35 protein-coding genes are annotated in these 24842 nt (G+C 43.0%); 33 read left to right on the top strand and 2 right to left on the bottom strand.

The window, feature by feature from the left end:
• The first annotated feature begins 262 nt into the window (after window positions 1-262).
• The 10 genes from glpT to OCV20_RS08710 all read left to right on the top strand — a co-directional run bounded on the left by glpT (window position 263) and on the right by OCV20_RS08710 (window position 8018).
• Window positions 263-1636 (top strand): glycerol-3-phosphate transporter, encoded by a 1374-nt coding sequence (glpT, locus tag OCV20_RS08755; protein WP_086775512.1) that lies wholly within the window; start codon window positions 263-265, stop codon window positions 1634-1636.
• Between the two features lie 78 nt (window positions 1637-1714).
• Complete coding sequence (gene glpQ, locus OCV20_RS08750) at window positions 1715-2770, top strand: glycerophosphodiester phosphodiesterase (protein ID WP_086775511.1); 1056 nt, start codon at window positions 1715-1717, stop codon at window positions 2768-2770.
• Window positions 2771-3014: 244 nt separating this feature from the next.
• On the top strand, window positions 3015-3479 hold the full coding sequence (locus tag OCV20_RS08745) for an ASCH domain-containing protein (protein ID WP_086775510.1): 465 nt from the start codon (window positions 3015-3017) through the stop codon (window positions 3477-3479).
• Between the two features lie 96 nt (window positions 3480-3575).
• The gene (locus OCV20_RS08740) at window positions 3576-4520 is read left to right on the top strand and encodes a D-2-hydroxyacid dehydrogenase family protein (RefSeq protein WP_086775509.1); all 945 of its coding nucleotides are present in this window, start codon (window positions 3576-3578) and stop codon (window positions 4518-4520) included.
• A 39-nt stretch (window positions 4521-4559) separates the two neighbouring features.
• Window positions 4560-5060, top strand: a complete 501-nt coding sequence (locus tag OCV20_RS08735) for a GNAT family N-acetyltransferase (protein ID WP_086775508.1) — start codon at window positions 4560-4562, stop codon at window positions 5058-5060.
• A 43-nt stretch (window positions 5061-5103) separates the two neighbouring features.
• Complete coding sequence (locus OCV20_RS08730) at window positions 5104-5610, top strand: HAD family hydrolase (protein ID WP_086775507.1); 507 nt, start codon at window positions 5104-5106, stop codon at window positions 5608-5610.
• Window positions 5603-6199 carry a class I SAM-dependent methyltransferase gene (locus OCV20_RS08725; protein WP_086775506.1) on the top strand — a complete coding sequence of 199 codons (597 nt, stop codon included), beginning with the start codon at window positions 5603-5605 and terminating at the stop codon, window positions 6197-6199. Before OCV20_RS08730 ends, OCV20_RS08725 begins: the two co-directional genes overlap by 8 nt.
• Before the next feature lie 113 nt (window positions 6200-6312).
• Window positions 6313-6693, top strand: a complete 381-nt coding sequence (locus OCV20_RS08720; RefSeq protein WP_086775505.1) for a SpoIIAA family protein — start codon at window positions 6313-6315, stop codon at window positions 6691-6693.
• Between the two features lie 164 nt (window positions 6694-6857).
• Window positions 6858-7451 (top strand): DUF1471 domain-containing protein, encoded by a 594-nt coding sequence (locus OCV20_RS08715; RefSeq protein ID WP_086775504.1) that lies wholly within the window; start codon window positions 6858-6860, stop codon window positions 7449-7451.
• A gap of 165 nt (window positions 7452-7616) precedes the next feature.
• The gene (locus tag OCV20_RS08710; RefSeq protein ID WP_086775503.1) at window positions 7617-8018 is read left to right on the top strand and encodes an NUDIX hydrolase; all 402 of its coding nucleotides are present in this window, start codon (window positions 7617-7619) and stop codon (window positions 8016-8018) included.
• A 53-nt stretch (window positions 8019-8071) separates the two neighbouring features.
• Here the strand turns inward: OCV20_RS08710 and OCV20_RS08705 are convergent, their stop codons facing one another.
• Window positions 8072-8473 carry a YkgJ family cysteine cluster protein gene (locus OCV20_RS08705; protein ID WP_086775502.1) on the bottom strand — a complete coding sequence of 134 codons (402 nt, stop codon included), beginning with the start codon at window positions 8471-8473 and terminating at the stop codon, window positions 8072-8074.
• A 209-nt stretch (window positions 8474-8682) separates the two neighbouring features.
• Between OCV20_RS08705 and OCV20_RS08700 the strand changes: the two genes are divergently transcribed.
• The 5 genes from OCV20_RS08700 to OCV20_RS08680 all read left to right on the top strand — a co-directional run bounded on the left by OCV20_RS08700 (window position 8683) and on the right by OCV20_RS08680 (window position 11397).
• The gene (locus tag OCV20_RS08700; protein WP_017059212.1) at window positions 8683-8844 is read left to right on the top strand and encodes a hypothetical protein; all 162 of its coding nucleotides are present in this window, start codon (window positions 8683-8685) and stop codon (window positions 8842-8844) included.
• Window positions 8844-9542 carry a pseudouridine synthase gene (locus OCV20_RS08695; protein ID WP_086775501.1) on the top strand — a complete coding sequence of 233 codons (699 nt, stop codon included), beginning with the start codon at window positions 8844-8846 and terminating at the stop codon, window positions 9540-9542. The genes OCV20_RS08700 and OCV20_RS08695 overlap by 1 nt, the downstream gene beginning before the upstream one ends.
• 65 nt (window positions 9543-9607) lie before the next feature.
• Window positions 9608-9982 (top strand): VOC family protein, encoded by a 375-nt coding sequence (locus OCV20_RS08690; protein WP_086775500.1) that lies wholly within the window; start codon window positions 9608-9610, stop codon window positions 9980-9982.
• 96 nt (window positions 9983-10078) lie between these two features.
• The gene (locus OCV20_RS08685) at window positions 10079-10687 is read left to right on the top strand and encodes a sugar O-acetyltransferase (RefSeq protein ID WP_048664954.1); all 609 of its coding nucleotides are present in this window, start codon (window positions 10079-10081) and stop codon (window positions 10685-10687) included.
• 137 nt (window positions 10688-10824) lie between these two features.
• The gene (locus tag OCV20_RS08680; protein ID WP_086775499.1) at window positions 10825-11397 is read left to right on the top strand and encodes a hypothetical protein; all 573 of its coding nucleotides are present in this window, start codon (window positions 10825-10827) and stop codon (window positions 11395-11397) included.
• Between the two features lie 22 nt (window positions 11398-11419).
• On the opposite strand, the gene OCV20_RS08675 is transcribed toward OCV20_RS08680, so the two are convergent.
• Window positions 11420-12376: an IS110 family RNA-guided transposase gene (locus tag OCV20_RS08675; RefSeq protein ID WP_086775997.1), complete on the bottom strand. Its 957-nt coding sequence runs from the start codon at window positions 12374-12376 to the stop codon at window positions 11420-11422.
• Window positions 12377-12723: 347 nt separating this feature from the next.
• On the opposite strand from OCV20_RS08675, the gene OCV20_RS08670 reads away from it, so the two are divergent.
• From OCV20_RS08670 to OCV20_RS08580, 18 genes are all read left to right on the top strand, one after another.
• A complete protein-coding gene (locus OCV20_RS08670; RefSeq protein ID WP_086775998.1) occupies window positions 12724-13332 on the top strand; it encodes an MSMEG_1061 family FMN-dependent PPOX-type flavoprotein in 609 nt (202 codons plus the stop codon).
• A gap of 138 nt (window positions 13333-13470) precedes the next feature.
• Window positions 13471-14049, top strand: coding sequence for an O-methyltransferase (locus OCV20_RS08660; RefSeq protein ID WP_086775999.1), 579 nt, complete (start codon window positions 13471-13473; stop codon window positions 14047-14049).
• A 71-nt stretch (window positions 14050-14120) separates the two neighbouring features.
• Window positions 14121-15301 (top strand): IS3-like element ISVisp1 family transposase gene (locus OCV20_RS08655; RefSeq protein ID WP_102479999.1). Its coding sequence is split into 2 segments (ribosomal slippage): window positions 14121-14406 and window positions 14406-15301, totalling 1182 coding nucleotides; the frame shifts between segments, so codons are not numbered across the junction.
• 138 nt (window positions 15302-15439) lie between these two features.
• Window positions 15440-15850 (top strand): cytidine deaminase, encoded by a 411-nt coding sequence (locus OCV20_RS08650; protein ID WP_048611988.1) that lies wholly within the window; start codon window positions 15440-15442, stop codon window positions 15848-15850.
• A gap of 224 nt (window positions 15851-16074) precedes the next feature.
• Window positions 16075-16209, top strand: coding sequence for a hypothetical protein (locus OCV20_RS08645; protein WP_086775204.1), 135 nt, complete (start codon window positions 16075-16077; stop codon window positions 16207-16209).
• A gap of 77 nt (window positions 16210-16286) precedes the next feature.
• Window positions 16287-16700, top strand: a complete 414-nt coding sequence (locus OCV20_RS08640; protein ID WP_086775203.1) for a GFA family protein — start codon at window positions 16287-16289, stop codon at window positions 16698-16700.
• A gap of 2 nt (window positions 16701-16702) precedes the next feature.
• The gene (locus OCV20_RS08635) at window positions 16703-17320 is read left to right on the top strand and encodes an RraA family protein (RefSeq protein WP_086775202.1); all 618 of its coding nucleotides are present in this window, start codon (window positions 16703-16705) and stop codon (window positions 17318-17320) included.
• A 143-nt stretch (window positions 17321-17463) separates the two neighbouring features.
• Window positions 17464-18444 carry a phosphotransferase enzyme family protein gene (locus OCV20_RS08630; RefSeq protein ID WP_086775201.1) on the top strand — a complete coding sequence of 327 codons (981 nt, stop codon included), beginning with the start codon at window positions 17464-17466 and terminating at the stop codon, window positions 18442-18444.
• Window positions 18445-18561: 117 nt separating this feature from the next.
• Window positions 18562-19164 carry a glutathione S-transferase family protein gene (locus OCV20_RS08625; RefSeq protein WP_086775200.1) on the top strand — a complete coding sequence of 201 codons (603 nt, stop codon included), beginning with the start codon at window positions 18562-18564 and terminating at the stop codon, window positions 19162-19164.
• Window positions 19165-19414: 250 nt separating this feature from the next.
• Complete coding sequence (locus OCV20_RS08620; protein WP_086775199.1) at window positions 19415-20242, top strand: NAD-dependent epimerase/dehydratase family protein; 828 nt, start codon at window positions 19415-19417, stop codon at window positions 20240-20242.
• Between the two features lie 117 nt (window positions 20243-20359).
• The gene (locus OCV20_RS08615; protein WP_086775198.1) at window positions 20360-20776 is read left to right on the top strand and encodes a nucleotide triphosphate diphosphatase NUDT15; all 417 of its coding nucleotides are present in this window, start codon (window positions 20360-20362) and stop codon (window positions 20774-20776) included.
• Window positions 20777-20801: 25 nt separating this feature from the next.
• A complete protein-coding gene (locus tag OCV20_RS08610; protein WP_086775197.1) occupies window positions 20802-21230 on the top strand; it encodes an NUDIX hydrolase in 429 nt (142 codons plus the stop codon).
• A gap of 145 nt (window positions 21231-21375) precedes the next feature.
• Window positions 21376-22293, top strand: a complete 918-nt coding sequence (locus OCV20_RS08605; RefSeq protein WP_086775196.1) for a class I SAM-dependent methyltransferase — start codon at window positions 21376-21378, stop codon at window positions 22291-22293.
• 161 nt (window positions 22294-22454) lie between these two features.
• Complete coding sequence (locus OCV20_RS08600) at window positions 22455-22832, top strand: VOC family protein (RefSeq protein WP_086775195.1); 378 nt, start codon at window positions 22455-22457, stop codon at window positions 22830-22832.
• A 42-nt stretch (window positions 22833-22874) separates the two neighbouring features.
• On the top strand, window positions 22875-23282 hold the full coding sequence (locus OCV20_RS08595; RefSeq protein WP_086775194.1) for a bleomycin resistance protein: 408 nt from the start codon (window positions 22875-22877) through the stop codon (window positions 23280-23282).
• 151 nt (window positions 23283-23433) lie between these two features.
• A complete protein-coding gene (locus tag OCV20_RS08590; protein ID WP_050621396.1) occupies window positions 23434-23865 on the top strand; it encodes a DUF2000 domain-containing protein in 432 nt (143 codons plus the stop codon).
• Between the two features lie 80 nt (window positions 23866-23945).
• Window positions 23946-24365: a GNAT family N-acetyltransferase gene (locus OCV20_RS08585; protein WP_086775193.1), complete on the top strand. Its 420-nt coding sequence runs from the start codon at window positions 23946-23948 to the stop codon at window positions 24363-24365.
• Window positions 24366-24399: 34 nt separating this feature from the next.
• On the top strand, window positions 24400-24834 hold the full coding sequence (locus OCV20_RS08580) for a GNAT family N-acetyltransferase (RefSeq protein ID WP_086775192.1): 435 nt from the start codon (window positions 24400-24402) through the stop codon (window positions 24832-24834).
• Window positions 24835-24842 lie beyond the last annotated feature (8 nt).

Raw genomic sequence — 24842 nt, 5'->3', positions numbered from 1 at the left:
AAAGTTCGATATTTGCTCACTCGAAAGGTGGTTTTCTATACAAGCGCACTCTGCATTGAAGAAAAACACAAACAAAAACATGAAGCGTAGTCTAATTAAATGAAACTAATATGCTGTATTTAAAGTTATTTTTTGTTAATGACTACCTCTATCACAGAAATTAATCCTGAAGCACATACAATTCCCTTAATTTCGAATGAGCGCTAAATTTTTTCGTTCGAGCATTTTAATTCTTCCTTCGCCCAATAATTATGAGGTTCCTATGTTTGGAATATTCAAACCTATGGCGCATATCGATCGCTTGTCATCAGATAAGATCGATAGCACCTACACACGACTACGATGGCAGCTGTTTCTCGGCATCTTCGTTGGCTATGCGGGTTACTACCTAGTCCGTAAAAACTTTAGTTTGGCGATGCCTTATCTCATTGAACAAGGTTTTAGCCGCGGAGAACTGGGGGTTGCATTAGCGGCGGTATCTATCGCTTACGGCTTATCTAAGTTCTTAATGGGCAGTGTTTCTGACCGTTCTAATCCTCGATACTTCCTCAGCGGTGGCTTGTTAATGTCGTCACTGGTGATGTTCTGCTTTGGCTTTATGCCTTGGGCAACTGGCAGCATTACTGCGATGTTTATTCTGCTGTTCTTGAATGGTTGGTTCCAAGGTATGGGTTGGCCAGCTTGTGGACGAACCATGGTTCACTGGTGGTCACGCAAAGAACGCGGCGAGATCGTATCGGTATGGAACGTTGCTCACAACGTGGGTGGCGGTTTGATTGGCCCAATGTTCTTGTTGGGGCTGTGGGCTTTTAACGACGATTGGCGAACCGCTTTTTATGTTCCTGCATTTTTTGCCACTCTCGTTGCTGTCTTTGTTTGGTTTACTGTAAGAGATACACCTCAATCTTGCGGCTTACCACCGATTGAAGAACACAAAGATGATTACCCAGACGACTACGATACGTCTCATGAGAAAGAAATGACGGCGAAAGAGATCTTCTTTAAGTACGTTTTCTCTAACAAGCTGTTGTGGTCAATCGCGATTGCCAATGCGTTTGTTTACCTTATCCGTTATGGCGTACTCGATTGGGCTCCGGTTTACTTAAAAGAAGCAAAAGACTTCTCTGTAGATAAATCATCATGGGCTTACTTCCTGTATGAGTGGGCTGGTATTCCTGGCACCTTATTGTGTGGTTGGATTTCAGATAAGTTATTCAAAGGCCGACGCGCACCTGCAGGTATCTTGTTCATGGTTCTAGTGACAGTCGCTGTGTTGGTATATTGGCTGAACCCAGCAGGTAACCCAACGGTTGATATGTTGGCACTGGTTGCGATTGGTTTCCTTATCTATGGCCCTGTAATGCTGATCGGTTTGTATGCTCTGGAACTTGCACCTAAGAAAGCAGCGGGTACAGCTGCCGGTCTAACGGGTTTGTTTGGTTACTTAGGTGGCGCGGTTGCTGCGAACGCAATTCTCGGCTTTATGGTTGACCATTACGGTTGGGATGGCGGCTTCATTATTTTGGTCGGCGCTTGTGTAGCTTCAATCATCTGTCTGCTTTACGCCTTCTTAGGTGAACGTGCGCACCACAAACAAAAAGATCTCGAACGAGAGAGAGAAGCGCTAGCTCAGTAGTGTATTTACTGAATCACATCTATAAATAACAACAGAGGCAGGTATATCCTGCTTCTGTTTTATCAAGGGGAAACAATAATGAAAACAACGTCACTGTCTCTGACCTTATTAGCACTAAGTTTATCTGCAAATGCGTTCGCCGATCCTTTGGTGATTGCGCATCGCGGCGCTTCTGGTTATTTACCTGAACACACATTACCCGCTAAAGCGCTCGCTTATGCGATGAAACCCGACTACATCGAACAAGATGTCGTGATGACCAAAGACGACCAATTGGTGGTTTTGCATGATCATTATCTAGACCGAGTCACCGATGTCGCGGATCGCTTTCCAACACGCGCTCGCGCAGATGGCCGCTACTTCGCGATTGATTTTACGCTCGCTGAGATCAAATCATTAAAGGTGACCGAAGGCTTTAGGTTTGATGAACAAGGCAACAGAGTGGCAGGGTATCCAACGCGCTTCCCAATGTGGCAGTCTGATTTCCGTGTCGCTACCTTTGCAGAAGAGATCGAGCTGATCCAAGGCCTAAATAAGACCTTAGGTTATGACGTGGGCATCTATCCTGAAATTAAAGCGCCTTGGTTCCATCGTCACGAAGGCAAAGATATCTCAAAAGCTGTGCTTGCGACCTTGCATCAATATGGTTACCTATCGAAAGACGACAAAGTGTATTTGCAGTGTTTTGACGCCAATGAACTTCAACGCATTAACGATGAGCTCATGCCAGCGATGGAAATGGATCTTAAGCTCGTTCAGTTGATGGCCTATACAGATTGGAATGAAACCATGACTTACAAGGGCGACAAAGCAACGCCGTACAGTTACGACTGGATGTTTGAAGCTGGTGGCATGGAAAAAGTCGCGACTTACGCGGAAGGAATAGGCCCTTGGAAGCCAATGTTGGTGGACGATGCATCGACCAAAGAAAACATCATTATTAAGCCGTTAATGAAATCAGCAAAAGACGCAGGCTTAGATGTTCACCCGTACACGTTCCGTGCTGACCCGGGAAGAATCCCAGCTTATGCTGATAACTTTGATGGCATGTTGGATGTCTTCTACAACCAAGTCAAAGTCGATGGTGTGTTTACTGACTTCCCAGACAAAGCGGTCGACTTCTTAAACCGTTAATATCCTGTTGGTTACGAGCTATATAGTAACGAGATACTAAGAGCCAAAAGCACACACTAAAGGTGCTTTTGGCTCTCCTTGTACTGGCCTCGAAATCTTACCTATATTCTTCTTTCTCAGCCCACATTTTGATATTCACTCGGTTTACAGCAATAACCTGACTTGATAGGTTACTCCCAATGCAGCCAGATGCTTAATCTATAAGTATTTATCGGCTCAATCTAATATTGAATTTGGAAAGATCATGGAAGAAAGAAGCAAAGCTTATCTTGATAGCTACCTCAACACATTGCCAGCAGACGCTGCCTCGCAATACACCTCCTTTAGTGCTGATTATTACTGCGCCGACGAGTACAACGCCAACCTCTGCGCTCAGTTAATTATCAAGGGTGAAAAACAAGCATCTTGCGGCCTTGAACATTGGTATACCCATGAAGGAGAGACGAGACCAGTAGTTGGTCACTTGCAAGTCGTTACCGACTGGGATGGCAAGCCAGTTTGCATTGTAGAGATTACCTCGGTGTCGTCGTGCAAATACAACGAAGTGACGGCGGAGTTTGCTGCTGCAGAAGGCGAGGGTGACAAAACACTAGAATGGTGGCGAGAAGCTCATTGGAACTTCTTCTCTCGTGAATGTGAAGAGCTCAAGATCTCGCCAAGTGAAGACATGTTACTTATGTTGGAGCGTTTCAAAGTGGTTTATCAATAGTCAAGTCCCTGCGAGTGCAATGTTGATTCTCGAGGTATGGCACTTTAGTCTTCATTTGAACAATACAAGATAACTAACAATCACAAGGAGAGTGATGTGAAAATAGCGATATTGGATGACTACCAGAACGTCGTTAAAGACCTCGATTGCTTCAACAAACTCGAACAACACGATGTCACGGTATTTACCGAGACTTACTCAGAGCAAGAGCTCGTCGCTAAGTTGGTCTCGTTTGAAGCCATTGTGCTCATTCGTGAAAGAACCGAGATCACCGAATCTTTGTTATCACAGCTCCCAAACCTCAAGCTTATTAGCCAGACGGGCAAAGTGAGTAACCATATCGACCCGCAAATGTGCGAACGATTTGGTGTTACTGTGTTAGAAGGCCGAGGCTCGCCAGTTGCACCTTCTGAATTATGCTGGGCGTTGATTATGGCTGCATCGCGCCACATTCCGACTTACGCTTCAAACCTTAAACAAAACCAATGGCAAGATTCTGGCTCGCTAGGGTTAGGTCGAACTTTGAAGGGCTTGAAGCTTGGTATTTGGGGCTACGGCAAAATCGGCAAATGCATTGCACAATATGCGCAAGTATTTGGGATGTCTGTCGTAGTGTGGGGTAGTCAAGCTTCACGCGATCAAGCGCAAGCAGATGGATTTGAAGCAGCAACAACCAAACAAGATTTCTTTCGAGAAGTAGATGTGCTTTCTTTGCATTTGCGTTTGAATGATGTGACCAGAGGATGTGTTACGGCACACGACCTCAGCTTGATGAAGCCGGACTCACTGTTTGTCAACATCAGCCGCGCGGAGTTAGTCGAACCGATGGCTCTGTATCATGAACTACGCGAGGTACCGACCAAAACTGCCGCTATTGATGTGTTCGATTGTGAGCCAGTAACAACAGACACCGAACCGCTATTGTCCTTACAAAACGTCACTGCGACTCCACATTTGGGCTATGTTGAACAAAATAGCTACGAACTCTACTTCGATATCGCCTTCGACAACATTCTGTCCTATCAAAGGGATGGCATATAGCGATAGAATCTGCCCAAAGCAATAAAAAGGCAGAGAAGTATGAGCTTAACAATCAGAGAAGTCGCGGAAGAAGATGCACAAGGCATTATTGATGTATTAAATCCAATCATTATCGAAGCGCGTTATACGATCTTGGATCAGACTTTTACTGTTGATGAAGAAAAGGGATTCATTGAGTCGTTCCCAGAACGTGGTGTATTTAGCGTTGCAGTCAACGAAACGACCAACCAGTTACTTGGCTTTCAGAATGTAGAACCATTCGCGACTTACACCAAGGCCTTTGACCACGTTGGTATTATTGGCACTTATGTTGATGCAAATAGCCGTGGGCAAGGCGTTGCAAAACAGTTGTTCGATTACACATTTAAGGCAGCCAAAGCTAAAGGTTATGAAAAGCTTTTTGCCTATGTAAGAGCAGACAACGAGCGTGCGTTAGCGGTATACCTTAAGCAAGGTTTTGAAATCGTCGGAACAGCTAAGAAACACGGTAAGATTGGCGACCAGTACTTTGACGAGATCCTGATCGAGAAGTTTTTATAGGTTCGCTTAAACATTAGATAATTCATCGTATGCAGGAGGCAAGATGACAAAGCTAATCGAATTAACAGAAATAGTCTTATTCGACTGGGGCAATACGCTGATGGTCGATTTCCCAGACGCACAAGGGAAGATGTGTGACTGGGAAACCGTACAAGAAGTGAGTGGTGCTCGTGCATTATTGGCAGAGTTGTCGAAAACTCATCAAGTTTATGTTGCCACCAATGCTGGTGATTCCAGTAAAGACGACATCATTCGAGCCTTTGAGCGTGTTGGCCTTTCTCAATATATATTGGGTTACTTTTGTAAGGCGAGCATTGGCTTTTCTAAGTTCGATTCGGGCTTTTATCCTGCCATCATTTCCAAACTCGGTGTTGCACCACAAGATATCACCATGGTTGGCGACACCTTAGAGAAAGACATTTACCCAGCACTTGAGGCGGGTTTGAATACGGTGTGGTTGAACACGGAAGGAGTTGAGGTTAAGTCAGAGCATCCGCGTATCGTGCAAGTTAAAAGCCTAAGCGAAATGTTGGAGAAACGCCATGGGTGACCATTCAGAGATCTGGCGTCAGTATTACCAAAAAGCACTAAGCAAACCTCATTTAAAGAGAACTGAATTCGCAATCAAACTGAATGAGTCAGGCTTAAATGTTGCGATTGATTGTGGTTGTGGAACAGGTAGTGACATCGCCTTTTTAGAACAACAAGCGTATCAAGTGTATGGCTTCGACGTTAATCTTGATTCGATTGCTATATGTCGGGATCGTTTTGGTCGCAAATCTTTGGTCGAAATATCTGAAAGTGGATTTGAACACTATGATTACCCGAAATCTGGCGTAGTGATTGCCAATTCGAGTCTGTTTTTTGCTGACCCAACGTGTTTTGACGAAGTTTGGCACAATATTGAAAACTGCCTTGAAGTGGGGGGCGTATTTGCGGGTGACTTCATGGGCGTCGATGACAGTTGGGCACATGGCTATCGAACCCCAACAACGCCGTTAACGAAAGCCAAAGTACTCAGCTTATTCAACGACTTTGAGGTAGTACGATTCCATGAGCGAGACGAACAAGCACTCACGTCACTGGGTAGGGTGAAGCACTGGCACACATACTCGGTCGTTGCGATTAAACGCCGTTAAAATGTCAGTAACTAAAAGTCGTTCGGATGCTTGTCTGTTTTGACGCCAACCTCTCATCTCTTTGCTGTGTAATCCTCTAAGCTAACTCTAGTTTCCACTATGAGGGCTAGGTTATGAGTATCGAACGTCACGGAATATCGGTTGGAATTGAACGTGTTAGCGGTGAAACCATCGTTGTGTTTAAAGCGAAAGGCAAACTAACACACGATGACTATCAAGCAATGATGCCAATTCTAAATACCACGCTAGAAGAACTCGATTCATCTGAACTCAAGATGCTGGTCGACATCTCCACCTTAACGGGTTGGGAGTTACGTGCTGCTTGGGACGATTTTAAACTGGGATTAGAGCTCAATTCGAAGATAGACAAAATCGCGATTTATGGTGATAAAAGCTGGCAAGAATTCGCTTCAAAAGTAGGGAGCTGGTTTGTGTCCGGTGAGATAAAGTCATTCGAAGACCACGACTCTGCGCTTGAGTGGCTAGTTGATTAGCGGTTTGATTATTACGAGTGATTAACGTGATGGTTGAGATGTTGTGGTTAACCGTCACGGCTCTATAGGTTTTGATTGGCTATTTTAGTCGTAACGATACAAATATATTGTTTCAAAGCAACAGTTTACGTTTGTACTATGCGTTCTTTTTTGAATAAATTAATATGAAAAAAGTTGTTGTAGCTCTTATTGCTTTAGTTGCGTTGAATGCTTGTGTAACGCGAAAAATTCCTGTTATGAAAGAAGCCATGTCTGTCGGTCAGATATCTGAAATTGCTGTACATAACTTAAATTGTACAATGATCGATACTTATACACTTGAAGATTCCCATCCAAATAACGTGATTCCGGCTCTCAAAAACCAAGCATATATGTCCGGCGGAAATCGTTATCGAATAGCGGATGTGCTTGATACTCGCCGTGGACGACCAAGCAGTGTAGTTGCAGAATTTTATATTTGTCCGACGACTTCATATCAAGTGAAGCCATCGGGAGTAGTTCAATTATTGCCAGGCGCTCATGAAGTTAAGCCTATTGCTTTTGCAGAGATTGAAAACACAGCTTGTAACGTTATTGGCAGCCACGTAGTGCAAGAAACTAATCCTAAGTCAGTGTACACAGAGCTAGCCAATGAAGTATTTATGCGAGGTGGAAATCGCTACCATATTACGAATATTATAGCGACAGATGGGTCAAATCCGACTTCAATTTCCGCTGATGTTTACCGATGTAAGCATCGTTCGGTTGCATTTAACTAAGTTAGCGTTAAGCGACTAGTTGTGCCGTTTGGAATTCCACTTATAGCGACTTCAATCGGCATTTTTGTTTTCTTTGCTACTTGTTCACATTCGTTATTGTTTAACGGTTTAAAGTTCGTTAGTGTTCGGAAATAACAAATTGCTTAAATAACAAGGACTAAGAACATGCATAAGATAATTGATAAGCTGGCTTGGATATTCATCAAAGACGGCAAGCTGTTGATGGTGAGATCAAAAGGCAAAGAACTGTTCTATCTACCGGGTGGTAAGCGTGAAGCGGGCGAAAGTGATGAACAAGCACTGCTTCGCGAAATCAAAGAAGAGATCTCAGTCGATTTAGTGCCTGATTCCATCAAATACGTTGAGACGTTTACAGGCCAAGCTGATGGCAAAGCGGAAGGCGTATCAGTGCAATTAACTTGTTATCTTGCTGATTATACAGGCGAACTGTCTCCAGATGCCGAAATCGAAGAGCTTAAGTTTGTTGATGGCAATGACAGAGCAGTATGTTCATTGGCAGCACTGGTTGCGCTTGATTGGTTAGAAGCGAACCAGTATTTGGCTTAAGGTTTTAACGGCTATTAGCTAATGCTGAAAATTGATCTTCAAAAGATCATCGCTTACGAATAGCTTGAAGGGCGGCTGTCTTTCATCAACAGGTCGAGTTTCCTTTGAGCTTTCTTCGTGTCTTGTAAATCCACCACCTCAATCATTTCACAATCATCTCGTACCATCTCATTAATCAGGCTTGGGTAGTGTCGGCAATCTTCTGGTCGGTCTAAGTAAATGCTACATGTGTACTTGGCTTGAGCCTTGGTGTCTTTCGTCGGAACCAGCTCCAGAAAAGGGCAGCGAGTTAAACGTTCGCCAGATTCAGGGTCAAACCAAATCTCGCTTCCTCGAACATATTCAAAGATGTCTGGGTTGAACAGCTCCCACAAATCGCTCTCTTCTTGAGTCGCGGCAAGGTCGCCATCTCCGTATTTGATACAGCATTTTCCGCATTGATTACAATCTTTCATTATCGACTTCATTGGTTGGTGAGCTTTTATCATTTTACCACTGATAGGTGTGGCACGTTGACTTTGTTGTTCATGGTTAAGCCGTTACGGGGAGGGAACATGGAATAGCGGCACTTAAAATCAACTTATCTATGCACCACCACTCCAATCAAAGCTGTAAACAGTGATACAATTTGCGCCTCTCACGTTATTCAAACAAAGGCATCAAAATGAGAACCGTATACACCACCGAAGGCAACATCAACGCAAAGAAACAAAAAGAGGCTTACCCAAAGCTCGCTTTATGTGACAAGTGCGTTGGTGACTATGTGGTTATCGAGCAAGGTGAACGAACTTACAAGCCCTGTGCTAAATGTGGTGCCGACGATTAATGCGCCTTGATAAATACCTATGTAAAAGCACTGACCTAACCAAGCCTGAAGCGATTGAACGCATCCATAATGGCGAGGTGAACGTAAACAGTGAGGCTGTGACCGATGAATCGACTCAGGTTCATGAAAGCAACACCATCTTGTTTAATGGCACGCCGCTTAAGTTGCGTGAATTTCGATACCTTTTAATGCACAAGCCTGCGGGTACTATTTGCTCCAATATCGACGAAGTTTATCCTTCATTGTTCAACTACATCGAGATAGACAAAGCATCAGAACTGCACATCGCAGGGCGCTTAGATGCCGACACCACGGGTTTAGTCTTAATTACCGATGATGGGCGCTGGTCATTCAACATCACGTTGCCAACCAAGTCATGTAAGAAAGTCTATCGCGTGACATTGTCACGGAATATCAAAGACGATGTCGCTGATAAGTTCAAAGCCGGCATTCAATTACAGGGCGAACAAAAACCGACGCGTCCGGCAGAGCTAGAAGTGATTACCAGTAAAGAAGTGCTGTTGACCATTACAGAAGGTAAGTTTCATCAAGTGAAACGAATGTTTGCTGCAGTAGGGAATCGAGTTGTTGGCCTACACCGTGAACAGATTGGTGATGTTCGTTTAGATGTTGAAGCAGGTCAGTGGCGTTATCTAACTAAAGCCGAAGTCGACTCATTTCAGCAGGGCTCTGAATAGGCGCTGTAACCACTTAAAGCGTTAAGCGTGTCAGCACAAGAATATCAACACTATAAGGATGTAGGATGGAAAACCTCAAAGTCTCAGAAATTAAGTCTTTCGTACCCGCGAAAGACTTCGATTTATCCAAGCGTTTTTACCAGTCAATCGGCTTCGAAGTGATGTCTGAATTTCACGATATCACCTATCTACGACACGGCGGTTGTGCCTTCCTTCTGCAAAACTTTTATGAACCTGCGCACTGTCACAATTACATGATGCACTTGCTGGTTGAAGACGTAAAAAGTTGGTATCAACACATCCAAAACTCTAATGTAGTGTCGGAATTTGAAGTTACCGTTTCCGAGGTTGTTGAGCAGCCTTGGGGAATGCTTGAGTTTTGTATCACTGACCCAAGTGGTGTGCTGTGGCGTGTGGCTGAAAACATCAGGCCGCGTTAATTCATCCAACTTGCATTAAGGCCAGTGAAAACTTCAAATTATCCATCTGTTTCTTTATTTATGCCGATATAAGGCAATGATCAAATAGGTTCAAACATGGATATAAAGGCTAAAATGCACAGCCAAGACGTTTACTACTGTGATGACGTTGATTTGGTTGCTGAGCAAACTCAATGCTTAGAAGTGCTATACGATTTCAACCACACCCGCCCGAGCGAAGGTGATAAACGACAGCAGATCATGAAGCAGTTGTTCGCCGAAGTCGGTGAGGGCTGCTACATTGAACCACCATTACATGCGAACTGGGGGCGTCACACGCACCTAGGCAACAACGTATACGTGAACTTCAATTTAACTCTGGTCGACGACACAGACGTATTCATCGGCGACAACGTGATGATTGCGCCTAACGTGACCATTGCCACTGGCACACATCCCATCAGCCCAGAACTCAGGCTAAAAGCAGCGCAGTTCAATGTTCCCGTTCGTATTGGTAACAACGTATGGCTTGGCGCGCACACAGTCGTACTTCCTGGTGTCACCATTGGTGAAAACTCAGTAATAGGGGCAGGCAGCATCGTCACCAAAGACATCCCAGCTAACGTCGTCGCAGTCGGCAACCCATGCCGTGTGGTACGCGAAATCAACGAACGCGACCGAGAGTATTACCACAAAGATCGCCGAATTCCCGATGAATTGAAATAATCGATTTTTCACATGCCTAAAAATAGCTGTGACATAAGCCATTGTTATGCAATGGCTTAGTTGCATATTGGCTTGTGCATCTTAGAAACTAGACAGAATTTTTCTGTCTAATAGGTGTTAGGTGCTCTGGAGGAGCAATGAATAGAGTCGAACAAATAATCCGTTCAACTGACGTGAAAGTTCGTAGAGATATAGCTCTAGAGTCGACTTTGTTATATGGCGATTATGCGGATATGGTTGAGGAGGCACTGTCTTTTTATTGCCCTACATGTAACGTTAGTGACCTTTTAAAACTACAAATATCGCAGTTGTATCACCAAGGGTATGTTGTTATTGAAAACATTGCAGTCGCAGTTTCCGTCACTTCGGTGTTGTCGGTTTTAGAGCGTATCAGTGATATCGGTAACGGTCGGGGTAAATTGAGAAACATATCAGACCAAGTGGGCTTTGAAATCCTGCATACTCATTTTGGACAATCTTCATTTATTGTTGAAAACTGGGCTAATCACGCGAAGCGCACCAAGTTACAAGATCACGAATTGGATATCGAAACAATGTATCAGTCGCTAATTGAGTCAGTCTCGAACGACTACAAAACTGGTGAGTGGGTTGTATACAGCAAGCATAACGGTTCGATTACAGTTTGGTGTTTGTGGCTACATGAAGCTGGTGATGAGGCTTTGGTTCGTAAACTTAAAGCGCGCACATAACAAACGACTATGGCGTCAATGATTAATTTTTGGCAGTGTTTTCATCCCACATGGCGCCATCTCTCAGCATAGAGTTAAGAGCTACAACCATCTTTCGAACACACGCGATTATTGCGACTTTCTTAGGCTTTCCGGCAGCTAAAAGTCGAGCATAAGTCGCTTTGAATACGGGGTTACATTGCATGGCCGACATCATTGCCATATATAACACTGTGCGTACTTGCGCTCGACCGCCTTGGATCACGCGCTTGCCTTTGTAGCGCCCACTTTCGCGTGTTATTGGAGCGACACCAATCAGTGATGCTGCTTGTTTATTCGTGATGTAACCAAGTTCAGGTACGTTGCTAATTATTGATGCAGCGGCAATGTTTCCTATTCCTGGGACGCTTTGCAATATTGTGTTTTTAGCTTGGTATTCAGGGCTATCTTCAATGAGTTTAACGAGCTTTTCTTCTAACTTGGTGATTTGATTTTTTATCGTGGTTAGCATTGGTTTGATAGTCGGATGGAGAGAGGCGGGAAGTATCTGGATTCGGTTCTTTTCCATGGTTTGCATGGATAACAACTGGTTTCGGCGAATGACTAAGTCACTCATTAAGCGTATGTTTTTTGGCTTTATGACAGTAAGAGCTGGTTTGATTGCTTCTCCATAGTGAGCGATCAATTCTGCATCTAAACGATCATTTTTGGCTCTGCGGCCAATAGCACCAGCGAATCGTTTTATGTGGACAGGGTTTGCTCTGACAATAGGTAATTGAGCCTCTGCACATGCAAGAACAAAAGGCATTTCTAATCGGCCTGTAGCTTCAATAACGATTCGTTCAGGACTGTGACTCTTAATCGTTTTGAGTGCTTTTTTGATGCCTTTATCATTGTTCTCTACTGAGAAAAATAGGTCTAGTGGCCTGATGTGGATGTCTAATTGTGTTTTGCCGGTATCAACTCCAACGTTGATGCTTTGATTGATTTTGGTATTCATAATAAGCTAACTCATGCTTGCGTAATGCGGGTTCGAGACCCAGTCGACTATTCGAGGTTTATGCTTGAAGTCCTATGTAGCGTTCATGTTTGTTATCGGTCTCTCGATAGAGGAGCCAGCGTTTAAACGAACTGCTACATAGAAAGCTTTAGTTGCAGCTAAAGCCTGGGTCTCACATTACCCGATTGGAGCGCTTATTATCCATACAAGCATTTAAGAGTGATTTTCAACGCTTGGCATTTTTCATTCCATCGTTGAGTTCAGTGTTTACGGTGTTAAGGTTGAGTTTCGTGGTAGCGTTGCTCACACCTTAGCAGGGCGTTATACACTTATAAGGAAGTAATAGAATGAGTCAGATTTCATCAATAGAACAGCTACTAAGCATATACCCTAAGCCGAATGACAAAGCTGAAAATAAGGTATTAAGTAAGTTAGATCGTCATTCGATAACTATGATCGAAAATTGCCATTTTTGTATCCTTTCAAGTACAGACGTTTATGGCTTTACAGATATATCACCAAAAGGTGGTGTTCCTGGATTTGTTAAAGTTTTGGATCAGTCAACAATCTTGATACCAGATAGTAGTGGTAACAACCGAATTGATAGCCTTAAGAATATTGTGACTAACCCTAAAGTGGGGATGATGTTCTTGGTTAACGGGATCGATGAAGTCGTGCGTTTAAAGGGTCATGCAACTATCCATACTGAACCTAACTTATTTGCTCTTTGTCCCGACGGTAACAAAGAACCTAAGGTCGTTGTGAAAGTTGTAGTTGAAAGCGCATACTTCCATTGCGCTAAAGCTATTATGCGTGGGAAGTTGTGGTCTAGTGATTTTCAAGTTGATCGTTCAATATTGCCATCATTAGCAGAAATCCTAAAAGAACAGCAGAAGTTAGATGGAGACTACGTCAGCCAAGAACAAATGCTGACTTACTACGAATCTAGCCTTTAGCACGTGTATAACAAACTGTGTAAGATTGATTCGCAACGCGTGGCATTTTTACTAATCGTTGGTTTTGGTGTTTAAGATGGTACGAGGCGGCATCGGTATTGCGTTGCTCACAGATTAATGCGCTACAAGGAAAAGTATATGAACGAAACAGTGGAAGTTTACCCCAAACAATATGAAGCAATATTGAAAGCAACACATGTAATTGGTTTTCCTCAATTATCAGAACTTCCGATAGGTTCATTTTTTGCTGCTTTAGCTGCAAGTAAGCAATCGGGGAACTTGTTAGAATTAGGGACTGGTACTGGTCTTTGCACGTCATGGATATTGTATGGAATGTCGGAGGGTTCGAAGTTAACAACGGTAGATAATTCGGTAGAAAATATTGATGTAGCTCGCCGTTATCTGGGAGAAGACCCACGAATTGATATTGTTTTATCTAATGCTGAGGATGTTATCGATCGAACCCTTCCATTGTCGGTTGACTTGATATTTGCTGATACTTGGCCAGGTAAATACCACTATCTAGATGAAGCTTTAGCTTGTCTAAAAATTGGTGGTTTTTACATCATAGATGATATGCAAATTCGTGAGGATTGGTCAGAAGAGCATAATGAAAAGGTACGTGAGTTGATTGAGCAATTAACACAGCGGGATGATCTTGTTGTTGCAAAGCTTTGTTGGTCAACAGGCATAGTTATGTGCGTAAAAGTAGCCTAACAAAGCCTTGAAATCTGATTCTGTAGTTGACCCGATCTAGTGGACACCTTCAATAGTAATTGGAGGTGTTTATGCCAGCTTATAAATCAGGTAAAAAAACTCAACAATATCTTACGGAATTTAAGGTAACTGCTGTCCGACTTTCGCTTCGAGAAGGAGCTACAGTTAAAAGCGTGGCGCTATCATTAGATATCCACCCTTATATGCTTTCTAAATGGCGAAAGGACTATAGAGAAGGGGTTATTATGGAAGATAAACGTAAGAAAAGGACTCAGATCCCGAGCCAGAAAACTGAGTCTAGTCGGATTGCAGAGCTCGAACGTCAGAATGAACAACTTAAGCTCGAGAATGACTTGCTAAAAAAGTGGCAACGATTCGTTGCCCAAGAAAATCGACAAAATTCCGATTCATAGCCCATTACAAAACGCGTTATTCCATTGTATTGATGTGCCGTTTTCTATCTGTTTCTAAGTCGGGTTACTACGCATGGCTTGATAGAGAACCAAGCCGCTACGATCAAGAAGAGCAGGCTTTGAAGAAGCGTATAATTAAAGTGTTTACCCAGAGTCGAGAGACTTACGGCAGCCCACGAGTTCATGCAGAACTGAGGCGCCAAGGCGTTTTGGTTAGCCGCAAGCGTGTGGCTCGGATCATGAGAGAGCAAGGGCTAAGAGCACGAAGTTATCGCATTTACATGAAAATGGCCAAGCTACATCGGTTCTATCAATCGATTAAGAATATTAAAAAAGACACACCAAAACCAACGGCAGTTAATCAACAATGGTCTGGAGATCTAACGTATATAAAGCAAGGTAAACGTTGGATGTATCTAGCCGTCGTTATCGACCTTTACTCACGTAAAATCGTCGGTTGGTCGCTTGGTAGTAAGAAGAGTACACAGCTAACGATGAGTTCGTTGAGAATGGCCATTAGAAATCGAAAGCCACAAGAGCGCTTATTGTTTCATACCGACAGAGGCTCTGAATATCGAGCCCATGAAGTTCAAGCTTTATTATCAAAAAATGGAATTGTCCCAAGTATGAATCGTCCAGGTCATTGCACCGATAATGCGGAGGTGGAGTCATTCTTCCATACGCTCAAAGGCGACATAATTAGGAAAAATAGTTTTAAAAGTGAGAAGCAGCTTAGAGATAAACTTGCCGGTTATATCCAGCATTTTTATAACCGTTATAGACTGCACTCAAGTCTCGGATATCGAACCCCACATGAGTATGAAGTCGTGACGGGTTAAAGAGAATAGGGTGTCCATTTTATCGGGTGAAGATCATTCGTAAACGCGTGCCGAACTCGCTCCGATCAAACATGGCACACGTTCACTCAAAGCTTAAGGCGACGTTATAGCACTCGATAAAATTGAATATGGATGGTCATGGATAATATCGAAAGAGAGCTTTATCAAGCAGCAGTAGAACTAGTAAAGGTTCGGTATCCATCTGGTTGGGGTGGCGCAGCGGCTGTTCGAACAGATTCAGGAAAAATATTAACAAGCATTGCTCCTGATACAAAAAATGATGCTCTTTCACTATGTATGGAAGTGGGGGCGTATTTAGAGGCTCACAAACTCAATGAGCGAGTGACCCACTCGTTATGCCTGTGTCGTGAAAGCGAGAACGATGAGTTTTTAATCTTGTCACCATGCGGAGTTTGCCAAGAGCGCCTTGTTCACTGGGGTGGGGATGTAAAAGCAGCAATTACGACTCCAGATAATTCATTGGTTTTTAAAGCTATACGTGAACTAATGCCTCACCATTGGTCACTGGTAAACGGTAAAGCACTATAACAATCTGTTTAAGATTGATTCGCAACACGTGGCATTTTTACTACGCGTTGATCTAAGTGTTGAAGGTGGTATCACGTTCAACACTTAAGCGGGCATCATACCCCTACAATTCTTCCTGAATGAAAGTAACAACCCATATCGAGTCTTAATAGTTTGTTTAGGTTCACGGTGCTTTTCTTAACCATTTGTTAGAGTGACATTTCAATGAGCATGGAGGTTTTATAATGGGAACTGTAATCGGTTTGGTGATTCTAGTTGCGATAGATTGGTACCTTGTCCGTAAAACAGGGCTTCATATTCATAAATGGATCTCTAAAAAGTATGCCGCGTATCTGTCGGAGAAGGGAAACAAAAATTAGCCTTTCTGATTAAGTCATCGGTACACAAAGCGTTATCGGTTATTCATTTTACACACATGGCAAAGATTGGAGGATTCATGAAAGGTAAAGGAAAGTGCCTATGTGGCTCGGTTGAGTTGGAAGTAGAGTACGCCAGTAATGAATTGGGGGCTTGTCATTGTAGTATGTGTAGAAATTGGTCTGGCGGTCCGATGTTAGTCATTGATTGCGCTGATTCCGTCAAAATATCAGGTGAATCAAATGTAGTCAGATATAAGTCATCAGGTTGGGCTGAGAGAGGGTTCTGCGGTAAATGTGGTACTCACTTGTTTTACTTTTTGGTGCCAAATAATCAGTACCACCTTCCTGTCGGTTTATTGATGTCTGGGGATGACTACAAATTAACTCATCAGATATTCATCGACGAAAAGCCCAAATACTACGAATTTAAAAATGAAACGCACAATATGACTGGTGCTGAAGTATTTGCCCACTTTGAAAGTGGAGAGTAAATATGAAGTCAGATTTTTCTAAATTAGCGACAACCGAGTATGGAAACATACTGAGTAATGACCACTTTATTAACTTTAGTATTGGTCCTCTTTGGCAGGGAATGCCGCGAATTTGCGGAGAAGCGTTTACTGTCCAGTTAACGTCTGGTGATAATTTAATGCTTCATTCAGCCATATACGAAGCACCAGAAGATTCCATCATTGTAGTGGATGGAGTTGATTGCGAATATGCCGTAGCCGGCGGTAATGTATGCGCAGTCGCGAAGCGTCGAGGTATCAAAGGCTTTATTATTGATGGTGTCATTCGAGATTTGACTGAAATTTCAGATATGAAGTTTCCAGTTTTTGCGAAAGGTGTTCATCCAGTACCGGGAAAGAAAGAGGTCTATTATGAATTGGGCGCTCCAATCACTTGCGGGGGAGCAAAGGTCTCTACTGGAGATATCATTGTTGCTGATGTAGAGGGTATTGTCGTTATTCCTAAATCAAAGAAAGACGAAGTGTTTTTAATGGCTTCAAAGAAAGCAAGTAAAGAGGCGTCATTAACACTCTCTGAGTGGGAAATAAACCATAGGGCCAAAATAGCCCAAGCAATAACGTCCGCGAAACAAAAAACTTAAGTAGTGCTGCAAGTTGATTTGTAACGCGTCGCATTTTGATCTAAGGCTAGCTCTGCATTTGAAGTTTACGGGTTTATCTTTAGCGCTTTGTCGTTTCTCACTGCTTAACGCTACGTCATGTACCCATGAGGTTGATTTGAACTATGAGTGATTTTATTCGTGAGGCAAGTGAACACTGGAGCCAAATCGATCCAGATATGAGTTTAGAGCTGCAATCATTAGGCGCAACGAATCATGTCTTTCGAGTTCAATCCTCGCAGACTTTTTACCTCAGAAAATATCGTGCTCGCGACGTTGTGCAAATCCAACGTGAGCATGAACTCTTACAAAACCTTTCGAAAGATTTAAACATTATAATTGCTCCAGTTTTGACTAGAGATGACAGTACCTTTTGTAAAATTGGTGAGGATTTTTATGCTTTATTCCCTGAAGCCAAGGGTACGCTAATTGAAAAAGACGAATTGTCTGAATTGCATGCTTATGAGTTAGGAAAAGCTCTCGCAAATTTGCATATTCAACTCGCTCGCATTGCTGGGAATGATTTCCCAACAATTGCTCTATCTTGGGATAAAAATGCTTGGGTGGGTAGGTTAGAAAAAATAATTGCGGTTATAGAAGCCAATAGTGAATTCAATACGAATGATTCGGTTCTACGAAGAGTAAAGCAACAGCGTGATTATCTCGCCAGTTCAAAAGCTATACACTCGTATACCCCGTTAACAAGCATGCAATTGATTCACGGCGACTTTCATCAATTCAACGTCTTTTTTGCTTCTAATTGTGCCGTAAGCAATGTGATCGATTGGGATCTTATACAAAACATGCCAGCTGGTTATGATGTTGCGAGAGCTTGTATGTACATGTTTAACATGGAACTTACTAGGTCATTAGTTTTGTTAAAAGGTTATCTGTCTGTTAAGCCTCTATCACGATTCGAGCTAAATGATGGGGCAAAGGCGTGGGCTGTTTATGCTGACCATCATGTATGGGCTTTAGAAGAGGTGTTCTTAAAGAACAATACCGCAGCCCAAAAATTTATACCTCAAAGTGACTTTGTCCCTTTTATGGAGCAATGGTCAAAAATTGAAATTGCCTTGTTTGAGTCGGTACGTAGAAAGGTTTGATAATGAATCTTAACGTGCGGCATTTTTAGTTGGAGCTAGTTCGGTTTGTCGATAAATGCTGGAAGTGCGGTTACGTAGTTTACAACTTAACGCATCAGCATGCTTTGGGGAGGATGAATGCAAGTCTTATTGTATAGCGCACAAGGATCGAACAGTTCCGAAAGGGTCGAGTGGGTGCTTAATTTCAAGCGGATACCTTACGATAGAATCGAGGTTAGCTCTGATGAACTAACGACCACATACCTAGATATAAATCCTTTTGGTTATGTTCCATCACTCTCGGTCGATGGTTCAGTGTTTTCTGAATCAATTGCGATTATTGAGTATCTTGAAGAGCGATTCCCTAACCCCAACTTATTTGGACAAGATCTTGTTGAAAAAACGCACATTCGTAGAGTTTGCGAATACGTAAACTCTAGTATTCATTCCCCTCAAAACAGAATAGTATTAAGGTTCATGCGTCCAGAGCTAGATGAGCGTTCAAAGCGTGAGCTTCGTGGGGAATGGATTATGTGCTGTCTAGAAAAGTTAAGTACGTCAATCTGTCGTGAATCAGAGTTTGCAGTAGGCAGTGACTTTAGCGTTGCTGATATATTTGTGGCTTCAATCTATAAAAAGGCGTTACAACATGGTTGTGCGAGAAATAATTTCTACGACAACCACTTGATGTATATAAGGTTGAATGAAAGTGTTGAAGTTTCAGAACCACAAACAATTTAGATGTGAATCGTGGCATGTGGTATTTCCAAAAATGTGTACGCTTAATGTTTAAGTTAGTCGGGTTTCGGCATTGCATGTGACCGACAGGCCTTAACAGCACTTGCCGTAAATGAATCAAAAGAGAACTATGAAGATAACGACGCTGGTTGATAACTCTCGACTGGATAACGGAACTAACTTAACCTTTGAGCGCGATGTTCTGGCTTAGAAGTAAAGCTAGGGCTTCATTTATGCAAAGTTCAGGGAAAGAATGAAAGTATTGATTGCAGGGGCTAGTGGGTACATTGGCCGTCACGTTACATCGCTATTCGCAAAAAGTGACTTTGAAGTTTTTACATACGGTAGAGACAAAATCGTCACACCTCTTACTGTCGGGTTGATAGAAAATAGGTCCGATTTTGAAGGCTACTTTGATGTGGTTGTGAATTGCGCGCGTCCACATTGGTCACAATTCTCAGCAGATGAAATTGCAGATGTGGAGCAAAGGTTGCTATCTGAGTTAGACCTACTTGCCGCTAGAGATGCAACAAAGATACATACATCGGGTGTTTGGCTCTTTGGTAACGCCTCTAGCGCTGATTTGAGTCAGTTTAGGCTCAAACCCTTGGAAGCCGTTAGATTAGATGTAGAAACAATACAGAGCGCTATTAGAAACAGGTGGCACGTCGTTTACTGTCCTAGTTTGGTTTATGGCGGTGAGAACTGTCAGTTAAAGCGAATTGTAGAATCTTTCGCTAGCCAAACGATCCAAGTAGGTATGCCGTCTATAGGATTTAACCAATATGTTCATGTATATGACATTGCACGGTTCTATTTACTTTTGGCGCAAGGCCGAACCTTAGAAAAGCAGCATTTTATTGCAGAGACTCAAGGTTATAGTCCTGCAGAATTCGCTCAACTCTTATTGGCCGCCAAAGCGGTAACAAAAGTGAGAAAGATCAGTTGGGAAGAGTTTGAGTCAGAAAATGGCTCTATGGCCGTTGGTATTGAACAACTGAATCTAAAACTACCAATTAGTTCTTCGTTCGAGCCTGTCGAGTTAGTTGAAGACTACATAAAACGAAGTATCCAAATGTGATTCTCAATATTTGGTACTTCACTCGGCTTGGCGTCAGTGGTAAGTTTGAACGCAATCTCAGCATTGTTAGTCACTTAGCTGTTCGTTTGTCTTTTGGTAAGAATTAAGGAGTTTTAAGTGAGTCAGGAAGTAAGAGTAGGTGTCGCTGCGGTTATTCTACGTGAAGGGCGAGTGTTACTTGGAGAACGAATTGGTTCTCACGGGGCTCATACGTGGGCAACGCCGGGCGGACACCTTGAATGGGGTGAGAGCATTGAAGAGTGTGCCAAACGCGAAACACTTGAAGAGACTGGCCTTGTTGTTAGTGGATTTGAGAAGCTTTCTTTTACCAATGATATTTTTGAGAAAGAGAACAAGCACTATATAACGCTGTTTGTTGTTGCTTCTGACGTTAGCGGCGAACCACAGGTGACAGAGCCTGATAAATGTAAGCAATGGAAATGGTTTAAGCTAGATGAGTTACCTAAGCCATTGTTTCTTCCTCTGACCAATCTGTTGAGCGATCCGGTCATCCTTGGGAAGTTAGCTCCGTAAACGTGAACGATTGGAGGGCACATCAATGAGAGCACCTTTTCAGGTTTTGGTCTTTCCCTATCAAATAGTCGACACTAAACCTCGGTTTTTAATCGCACGCAGAAGGGACAATGGTGTATGGCAGGCAATATCCGGTGGTGGCGAAGACAATGAATCATTACTTGAAGCAGCAAAACGAGAGCTCTCTGAAGAGAGTCAGTTAGTCGGTGATAACTGGCAGTTGCTCGATTCAATGTGCATGCTTCCAAAAGTCTTTTATGCTGGGAATCACAATTGGACTGAGCATCCATTCGTCATTCCTGAGCATTCCTTCTCAGTTAAAGTCACAGAAGATCCTGAACTATCAAGTGAACACACTGATTACCTTTGGTGTGATTACCGAGAAGCCAGTGAACTTCTAACATATGACTCAAACAGAAACGCGCTTTGGGAGATCAACGAAAGACTTCGCTGATAGCGCCCTTGTATTAAAAAGAAGATTCTTAACCTTTGGTACTTTGGAGCTAAGTCTGAGTTTATGCATCAAGATTTATGGTTTTAGGTTGGTGTCTTGTTTCCCATGACATAATACGGCGTAAGTTTTTATAGTAGGGGGCTTTATGAGTGATTCGATTTTTAGAAAAGACGGCACTGCCCAAGGTGTGGCAAAACAGCGTTATATCGAAACCTTGGCTAAACCTAATCAGCGCGTGATTAACGACCCTTATGCAAAACGGTTTGTTTTAGGCGCAAGTCTAATCAAACTCATGGGGCATAAGCTTAGCGTTTGGATAACTCAAAAGTTCGCACCTGGTTTTCATGAGCACTTAATCTCTCGCACTCGATTCATTGATGATCTTGTCGAAAAAAATGCGGCGAGTGGTTCAGAGCAATACATCATATTAGGGGCAGGGTATGACTTGAGAGCTCATCGCCTTGAACTGCCTTCTTCGTTGAAGGTTTTTGAAGTGGACCAGCCCGAAGTTCAAGTTAGAAAGCGCTCTAAGCTGCCTAAATATTTGCCTAACGCGAGCAATGTTACCTATGTCGGCGTCGATTTTAATCGCCAGTCACTCACCGAACAGCTCTTGGCCGCGGGGTTCGATCAATCGAAGCGCACGATCATTACCCTAGAAGGTGTTTCGCAATACATAAGCAAAGACACGACAGCCTCGACCATTAAAGAGCTGTCTGAGCTTACGAAACATTCTGGTTCTACTTTCTTTATATCGTATGTCGATGAGTCGCTACAGAATGACCCGGAAGCTTGTTTTGGTAAAGGGTACCCCAAGGCGACGAAGCGAGCGGAAACCATTAAAAACTTATCCGCAAAGGTAGGTGAACCTTGGGTATCGTTCTTCAACGCTGAAGAGATCGAAACATTGTTGTCTGAAAATGGTTTTGCATTAACACAAAACAAGACATTGGCTGATCTGAATGATGAGTACTTTACCCCTGTCGGTAGAAGAATTCCTGAGCATCACATCTTCAAGCTAGAACACTTTGTCGTGGCAGAATCCAATACAACAGCGACCTAAATTGGAGAGTCGATTGAAGCCTGACAACGGTTGGTTACTTTCTTTGTGCTACACGTTGAGCCTATGGCTTTACGTTTTAGTGGGTTGATATGTTTGGTTTTGCTTCAAAGAATAAGGGCGTTGAGATAATCTTTCTGCTCATCGAATCTTAAGGTAAGAATATGATTGACCACGTGACCGTCTCCGTAAGTGACTTAGAAAAAAGCCGCACATTCTATGAAGAGGCGTTTCGCCCACTGGGGTATAAAGTCGCCTTTGGAGAAAAGGGAAAGTTCTGGGCTTTTGATTTAGGAAAAGGCTTTTTATTTGAGATATGCAGTTCGAACGTAGAGGGGCCTTTAACGAGTTTCCACATTGCCTTTCGGGTCGCCAACCAACAACAAGTCCATGAGTTTTATGATGCTGCGCTGTTGGCCGGAGCTAAAGACAATGGTGCTCCAGGGCCCCGTCCACATTACACCGAAAATTATTACGCATGTTTTATTCATGACCCAGACGGACATAATATTGAAGCTGTTTTTGATAAGTGGGTATCCTGAACAGTTTTCCATATTTCTAAGTGCACCTGCAAAGGGTAAATCATGACGTTACGAATAGTTCCGGAGCTTTATTGTTTCGATATTAATGTGAGCAAATCCTTCTTTGTCGATGTGTTAGGGTTTGAAGTGAAATACGATCGCCCAGATGAGGAGTTTGCTTATCTAACGCTTGATGGTGTTGATGTGATGCTTGAAGGGATTGCGGGCAAAAGTCGAAAATGGCTTTCAGGTGATCTGGCGTTACCTTTAGGGCGTGGCGTAAACTTTCAATGGGATGTTATCGATATCGAACTTCTATATCAGAGAGTTAACGAAAGTGCCGCTGAATCTATTTACTTAGCGTTAGAGTCAAAGTCTTATCAATGTGGTGATTCGATTGCGACTCAGAAGCAGTTCATCGTTCAAACTCCAGACGGTTATCTGTTTAGGTTCTGCCAAGATATGAGTTAAATCATGCCCTTGTGGTTTGATACCAAATACTGGTCTTTCCTCGCCATTATTGGATGGACTAAACGTATTAACTGAGTACTAAGGTTGCATTGCTCACGCCCCAGTAATGCGTTATACAAATAGTGCGATGAAGAATGAATGAGGATATGTAGTGAGCAATTTACCAGACGAAAGCCAAAAACGATTCATAGCGATTTTAAGCAAAAAGATGGATTTAGGAAGAACATTGAACGTGCTAGGGCACTTGAGCGTTGGCCTATCTAACCGATTAGAAAGTGATGAGGCTTACTACGTTGATTATCAAGATTTTGATGGCAATGTTCACCCTAATCTATCTCACTATCCTTTCATCGTGCTGAAAGCAGACAACTCAAATAAGCTTAGAAAAGTAAGTGAAGAAGCCTTCATCCGAGGGATCAAATTTACAGATTTTACGAGCTCAATGATCGAAGGTGGTTCTGTTGAGCAGCAGAAACGAACCAAAGAAACCAAAGAAGAAGACCTTGAGTATCTTGGTGTATGCCTGTTTGGTGACACGGAAATTCTACGCGAATTTACAAAGAAGTTTAGCTTGTATAAGTAACTCACTTTAGTGGTTTAGCTATCTGCTAGTAAGTGAATCGAACATGTTACATAAGCCGTTAATCCAGAGATAGGAAGTCAATGGAATACCAATTAGATATCGAGCCCTCCGATGACGACATTAATGAAGTCCGAGGCGGGTTAATCAAACACAACACACCGTTTCTGGAAGGGATCCCCAAGTCTCAAGTTGCGTACTACGCGATGGAGGAAGGCAACAAAGTCGGTGGCATTATCGCTGACCTTTGGGGAAACTGGTTACTGATTAAGTTCCTCTGGGTCGACGATTCGATGAGAGGAAAGCAAGTCGGCAGTGAGCTACTTGAGCGTATTGAAGAGTATGCGAAGTCTCAAGGTTGTACGTCGTCATTGGTCGATACATTAAGTTTCCAAGCCAAACCTTTCTATGAGAAACGAGGGTATGAATGCCAGATGGTGTTAAAAAATTACCCTGCAGATTCCTCGCTATCGTTTCTCACAAAGTCGCTCGTCAAAAAGTAGCGTATTAAGCGCCCGTATATACAAGGAGAGTAGAGTGGTCAACATTCGGGAAATGGCAATTTCAGACTACGACTCAGTGATCGCGTTGTGGTGCCAAACAGAAGGTATGAGTATTCGCGATGCCGATTCGAAAGAAAGTATTGGGAGCTATTTAGATCGTAACCCCGGTCTGAGTTTTGTGGCTGAAACTAACAACGAGATCATTGGCGCTGTGTTGGTCGGAACGGATGGACGTCGTGGGTATTTACAGCACTTAGCTGTCTCGGCCAACTTTAGAGGGCAAAAGTTAGGTTGTAAGCTTGTCGCAGAGGCGGTCAACGCACTTGCAGGGTTAGGTATTCCGAAGACCCACTTGTTTGTCTATAACGACAACATCAACGCTCAACAGTTTTACGAAAAATTGGGCTGGTTTCCTCGAGATGAAGTTCGAATGTACTCGTTTAATAGCTCGGATAATAGTAACGTTTAGCCTTAAAG

This window comes from Vibrio coralliirubri (genome assembly GCF_024347375.1).
GTDB lineage: Bacteria > Pseudomonadota > Gammaproteobacteria > Enterobacterales > Vibrionaceae > Vibrio > Vibrio coralliirubri.
The sequence above is the reverse complement of the archived record's forward strand: the minus strand, read 5'-3'. Positions and strand labels throughout refer to the sequence as shown.

What these genes read in the sequence shown, in the direction of transcription:
- glpT (WP_086775512.1), top strand. Translation starts at nt 263, where the DNA reads ATGTTTGGAATATTCAAACCTATGGCGCATATCGATCGCTTGTCATCA.
- OCV20_RS08635 (WP_086775202.1), top strand. Translation starts at nt 16,703, where the DNA reads ATGAAGTCAGATTTTTCTAAATTAGCGACAACCGAGTATGGAAACATA.
- OCV20_RS08690 (WP_086775500.1), top strand. Translation starts at nt 9,608, where the DNA reads ATGGAAAACCTCAAAGTCTCAGAAATTAAGTCTTTCGTACCCGCGAAA.
- OCV20_RS08700 (WP_017059212.1), top strand. Translation starts at nt 8,683, where the DNA reads ATGAGAACCGTATACACCACCGAAGGCAACATCAACGCAAAGAAACAA.
- OCV20_RS08705 (WP_086775502.1), bottom strand. Translation starts at nt 8,473, where the DNA reads ATGAAAGATTGTAATCAATGCGGAAAATGCTGTATCAAATACGGAGAT.
- OCV20_RS08720 (WP_086775505.1), top strand. Translation starts at nt 6,313, where the DNA reads ATGAGTATCGAACGTCACGGAATATCGGTTGGAATTGAACGTGTTAGC.
- OCV20_RS08585 (WP_086775193.1), top strand. Translation starts at nt 23,946, where the DNA reads ATGGAATACCAATTAGATATCGAGCCCTCCGATGACGACATTAATGAA.
- OCV20_RS08600 (WP_086775195.1), top strand. Translation starts at nt 22,455, where the DNA reads ATGATTGACCACGTGACCGTCTCCGTAAGTGACTTAGAAAAAAGCCGC.
- OCV20_RS08730 (WP_086775507.1), top strand. Translation starts at nt 5,104, where the DNA reads ATGACAAAGCTAATCGAATTAACAGAAATAGTCTTATTCGACTGGGGC.
- OCV20_RS08710 (WP_086775503.1), top strand. Translation starts at nt 7,617, where the DNA reads ATGCATAAGATAATTGATAAGCTGGCTTGGATATTCATCAAAGACGGC.
- OCV20_RS08670 (WP_086775998.1), top strand. Translation starts at nt 12,724, where the DNA reads ATGAGTCAGATTTCATCAATAGAACAGCTACTAAGCATATACCCTAAG.
- OCV20_RS08640 (WP_086775203.1), top strand. Translation starts at nt 16,287, where the DNA reads ATGAAAGGTAAAGGAAAGTGCCTATGTGGCTCGGTTGAGTTGGAAGTA.
- OCV20_RS08660 (WP_086775999.1), top strand. Translation starts at nt 13,471, where the DNA reads ATGAACGAAACAGTGGAAGTTTACCCCAAACAATATGAAGCAATATTG.
- OCV20_RS08625 (WP_086775200.1), top strand. Translation starts at nt 18,562, where the DNA reads ATGCAAGTCTTATTGTATAGCGCACAAGGATCGAACAGTTCCGAAAGG.
- OCV20_RS08595 (WP_086775194.1), top strand. Translation starts at nt 22,875, where the DNA reads ATGACGTTACGAATAGTTCCGGAGCTTTATTGTTTCGATATTAATGTG.
- OCV20_RS08675 (WP_086775997.1), bottom strand. Translation starts at nt 12,376, where the DNA reads ATGAATACCAAAATCAATCAAAGCATCAACGTTGGAGTTGATACCGGC.
- OCV20_RS08735 (WP_086775508.1), top strand. Translation starts at nt 4,560, where the DNA reads ATGAGCTTAACAATCAGAGAAGTCGCGGAAGAAGATGCACAAGGCATT.
- OCV20_RS08715 (WP_086775504.1), top strand. Translation starts at nt 6,858, where the DNA reads ATGAAAAAAGTTGTTGTAGCTCTTATTGCTTTAGTTGCGTTGAATGCT.
- OCV20_RS08685 (WP_048664954.1), top strand. Translation starts at nt 10,079, where the DNA reads ATGGATATAAAGGCTAAAATGCACAGCCAAGACGTTTACTACTGTGAT.
- OCV20_RS08610 (WP_086775197.1), top strand. Translation starts at nt 20,802, where the DNA reads ATGAGAGCACCTTTTCAGGTTTTGGTCTTTCCCTATCAAATAGTCGAC.
- OCV20_RS08630 (WP_086775201.1), top strand. Translation starts at nt 17,464, where the DNA reads ATGAGTGATTTTATTCGTGAGGCAAGTGAACACTGGAGCCAAATCGAT.
- OCV20_RS08680 (WP_086775499.1), top strand. Translation starts at nt 10,825, where the DNA reads ATGAATAGAGTCGAACAAATAATCCGTTCAACTGACGTGAAAGTTCGT.
- OCV20_RS08695 (WP_086775501.1), top strand. Translation starts at nt 8,844, where the DNA reads ATGCGCCTTGATAAATACCTATGTAAAAGCACTGACCTAACCAAGCCT.
- OCV20_RS08645 (WP_086775204.1), top strand. Translation starts at nt 16,075, where the DNA reads ATGGGAACTGTAATCGGTTTGGTGATTCTAGTTGCGATAGATTGGTAC.
- OCV20_RS08650 (WP_048611988.1), top strand. Translation starts at nt 15,440, where the DNA reads ATGGATAATATCGAAAGAGAGCTTTATCAAGCAGCAGTAGAACTAGTA.
- OCV20_RS08745 (WP_086775510.1), top strand. Translation starts at nt 3,015, where the DNA reads ATGGAAGAAAGAAGCAAAGCTTATCTTGATAGCTACCTCAACACATTG.
- OCV20_RS08605 (WP_086775196.1), top strand. Translation starts at nt 21,376, where the DNA reads ATGAGTGATTCGATTTTTAGAAAAGACGGCACTGCCCAAGGTGTGGCA.
- OCV20_RS08620 (WP_086775199.1), top strand. Translation starts at nt 19,415, where the DNA reads ATGAAAGTATTGATTGCAGGGGCTAGTGGGTACATTGGCCGTCACGTT.
- glpQ (WP_086775511.1), top strand. Translation starts at nt 1,715, where the DNA reads ATGAAAACAACGTCACTGTCTCTGACCTTATTAGCACTAAGTTTATCT.
- OCV20_RS08725 (WP_086775506.1), top strand. Translation starts at nt 5,603, where the DNA reads ATGGGTGACCATTCAGAGATCTGGCGTCAGTATTACCAAAAAGCACTA.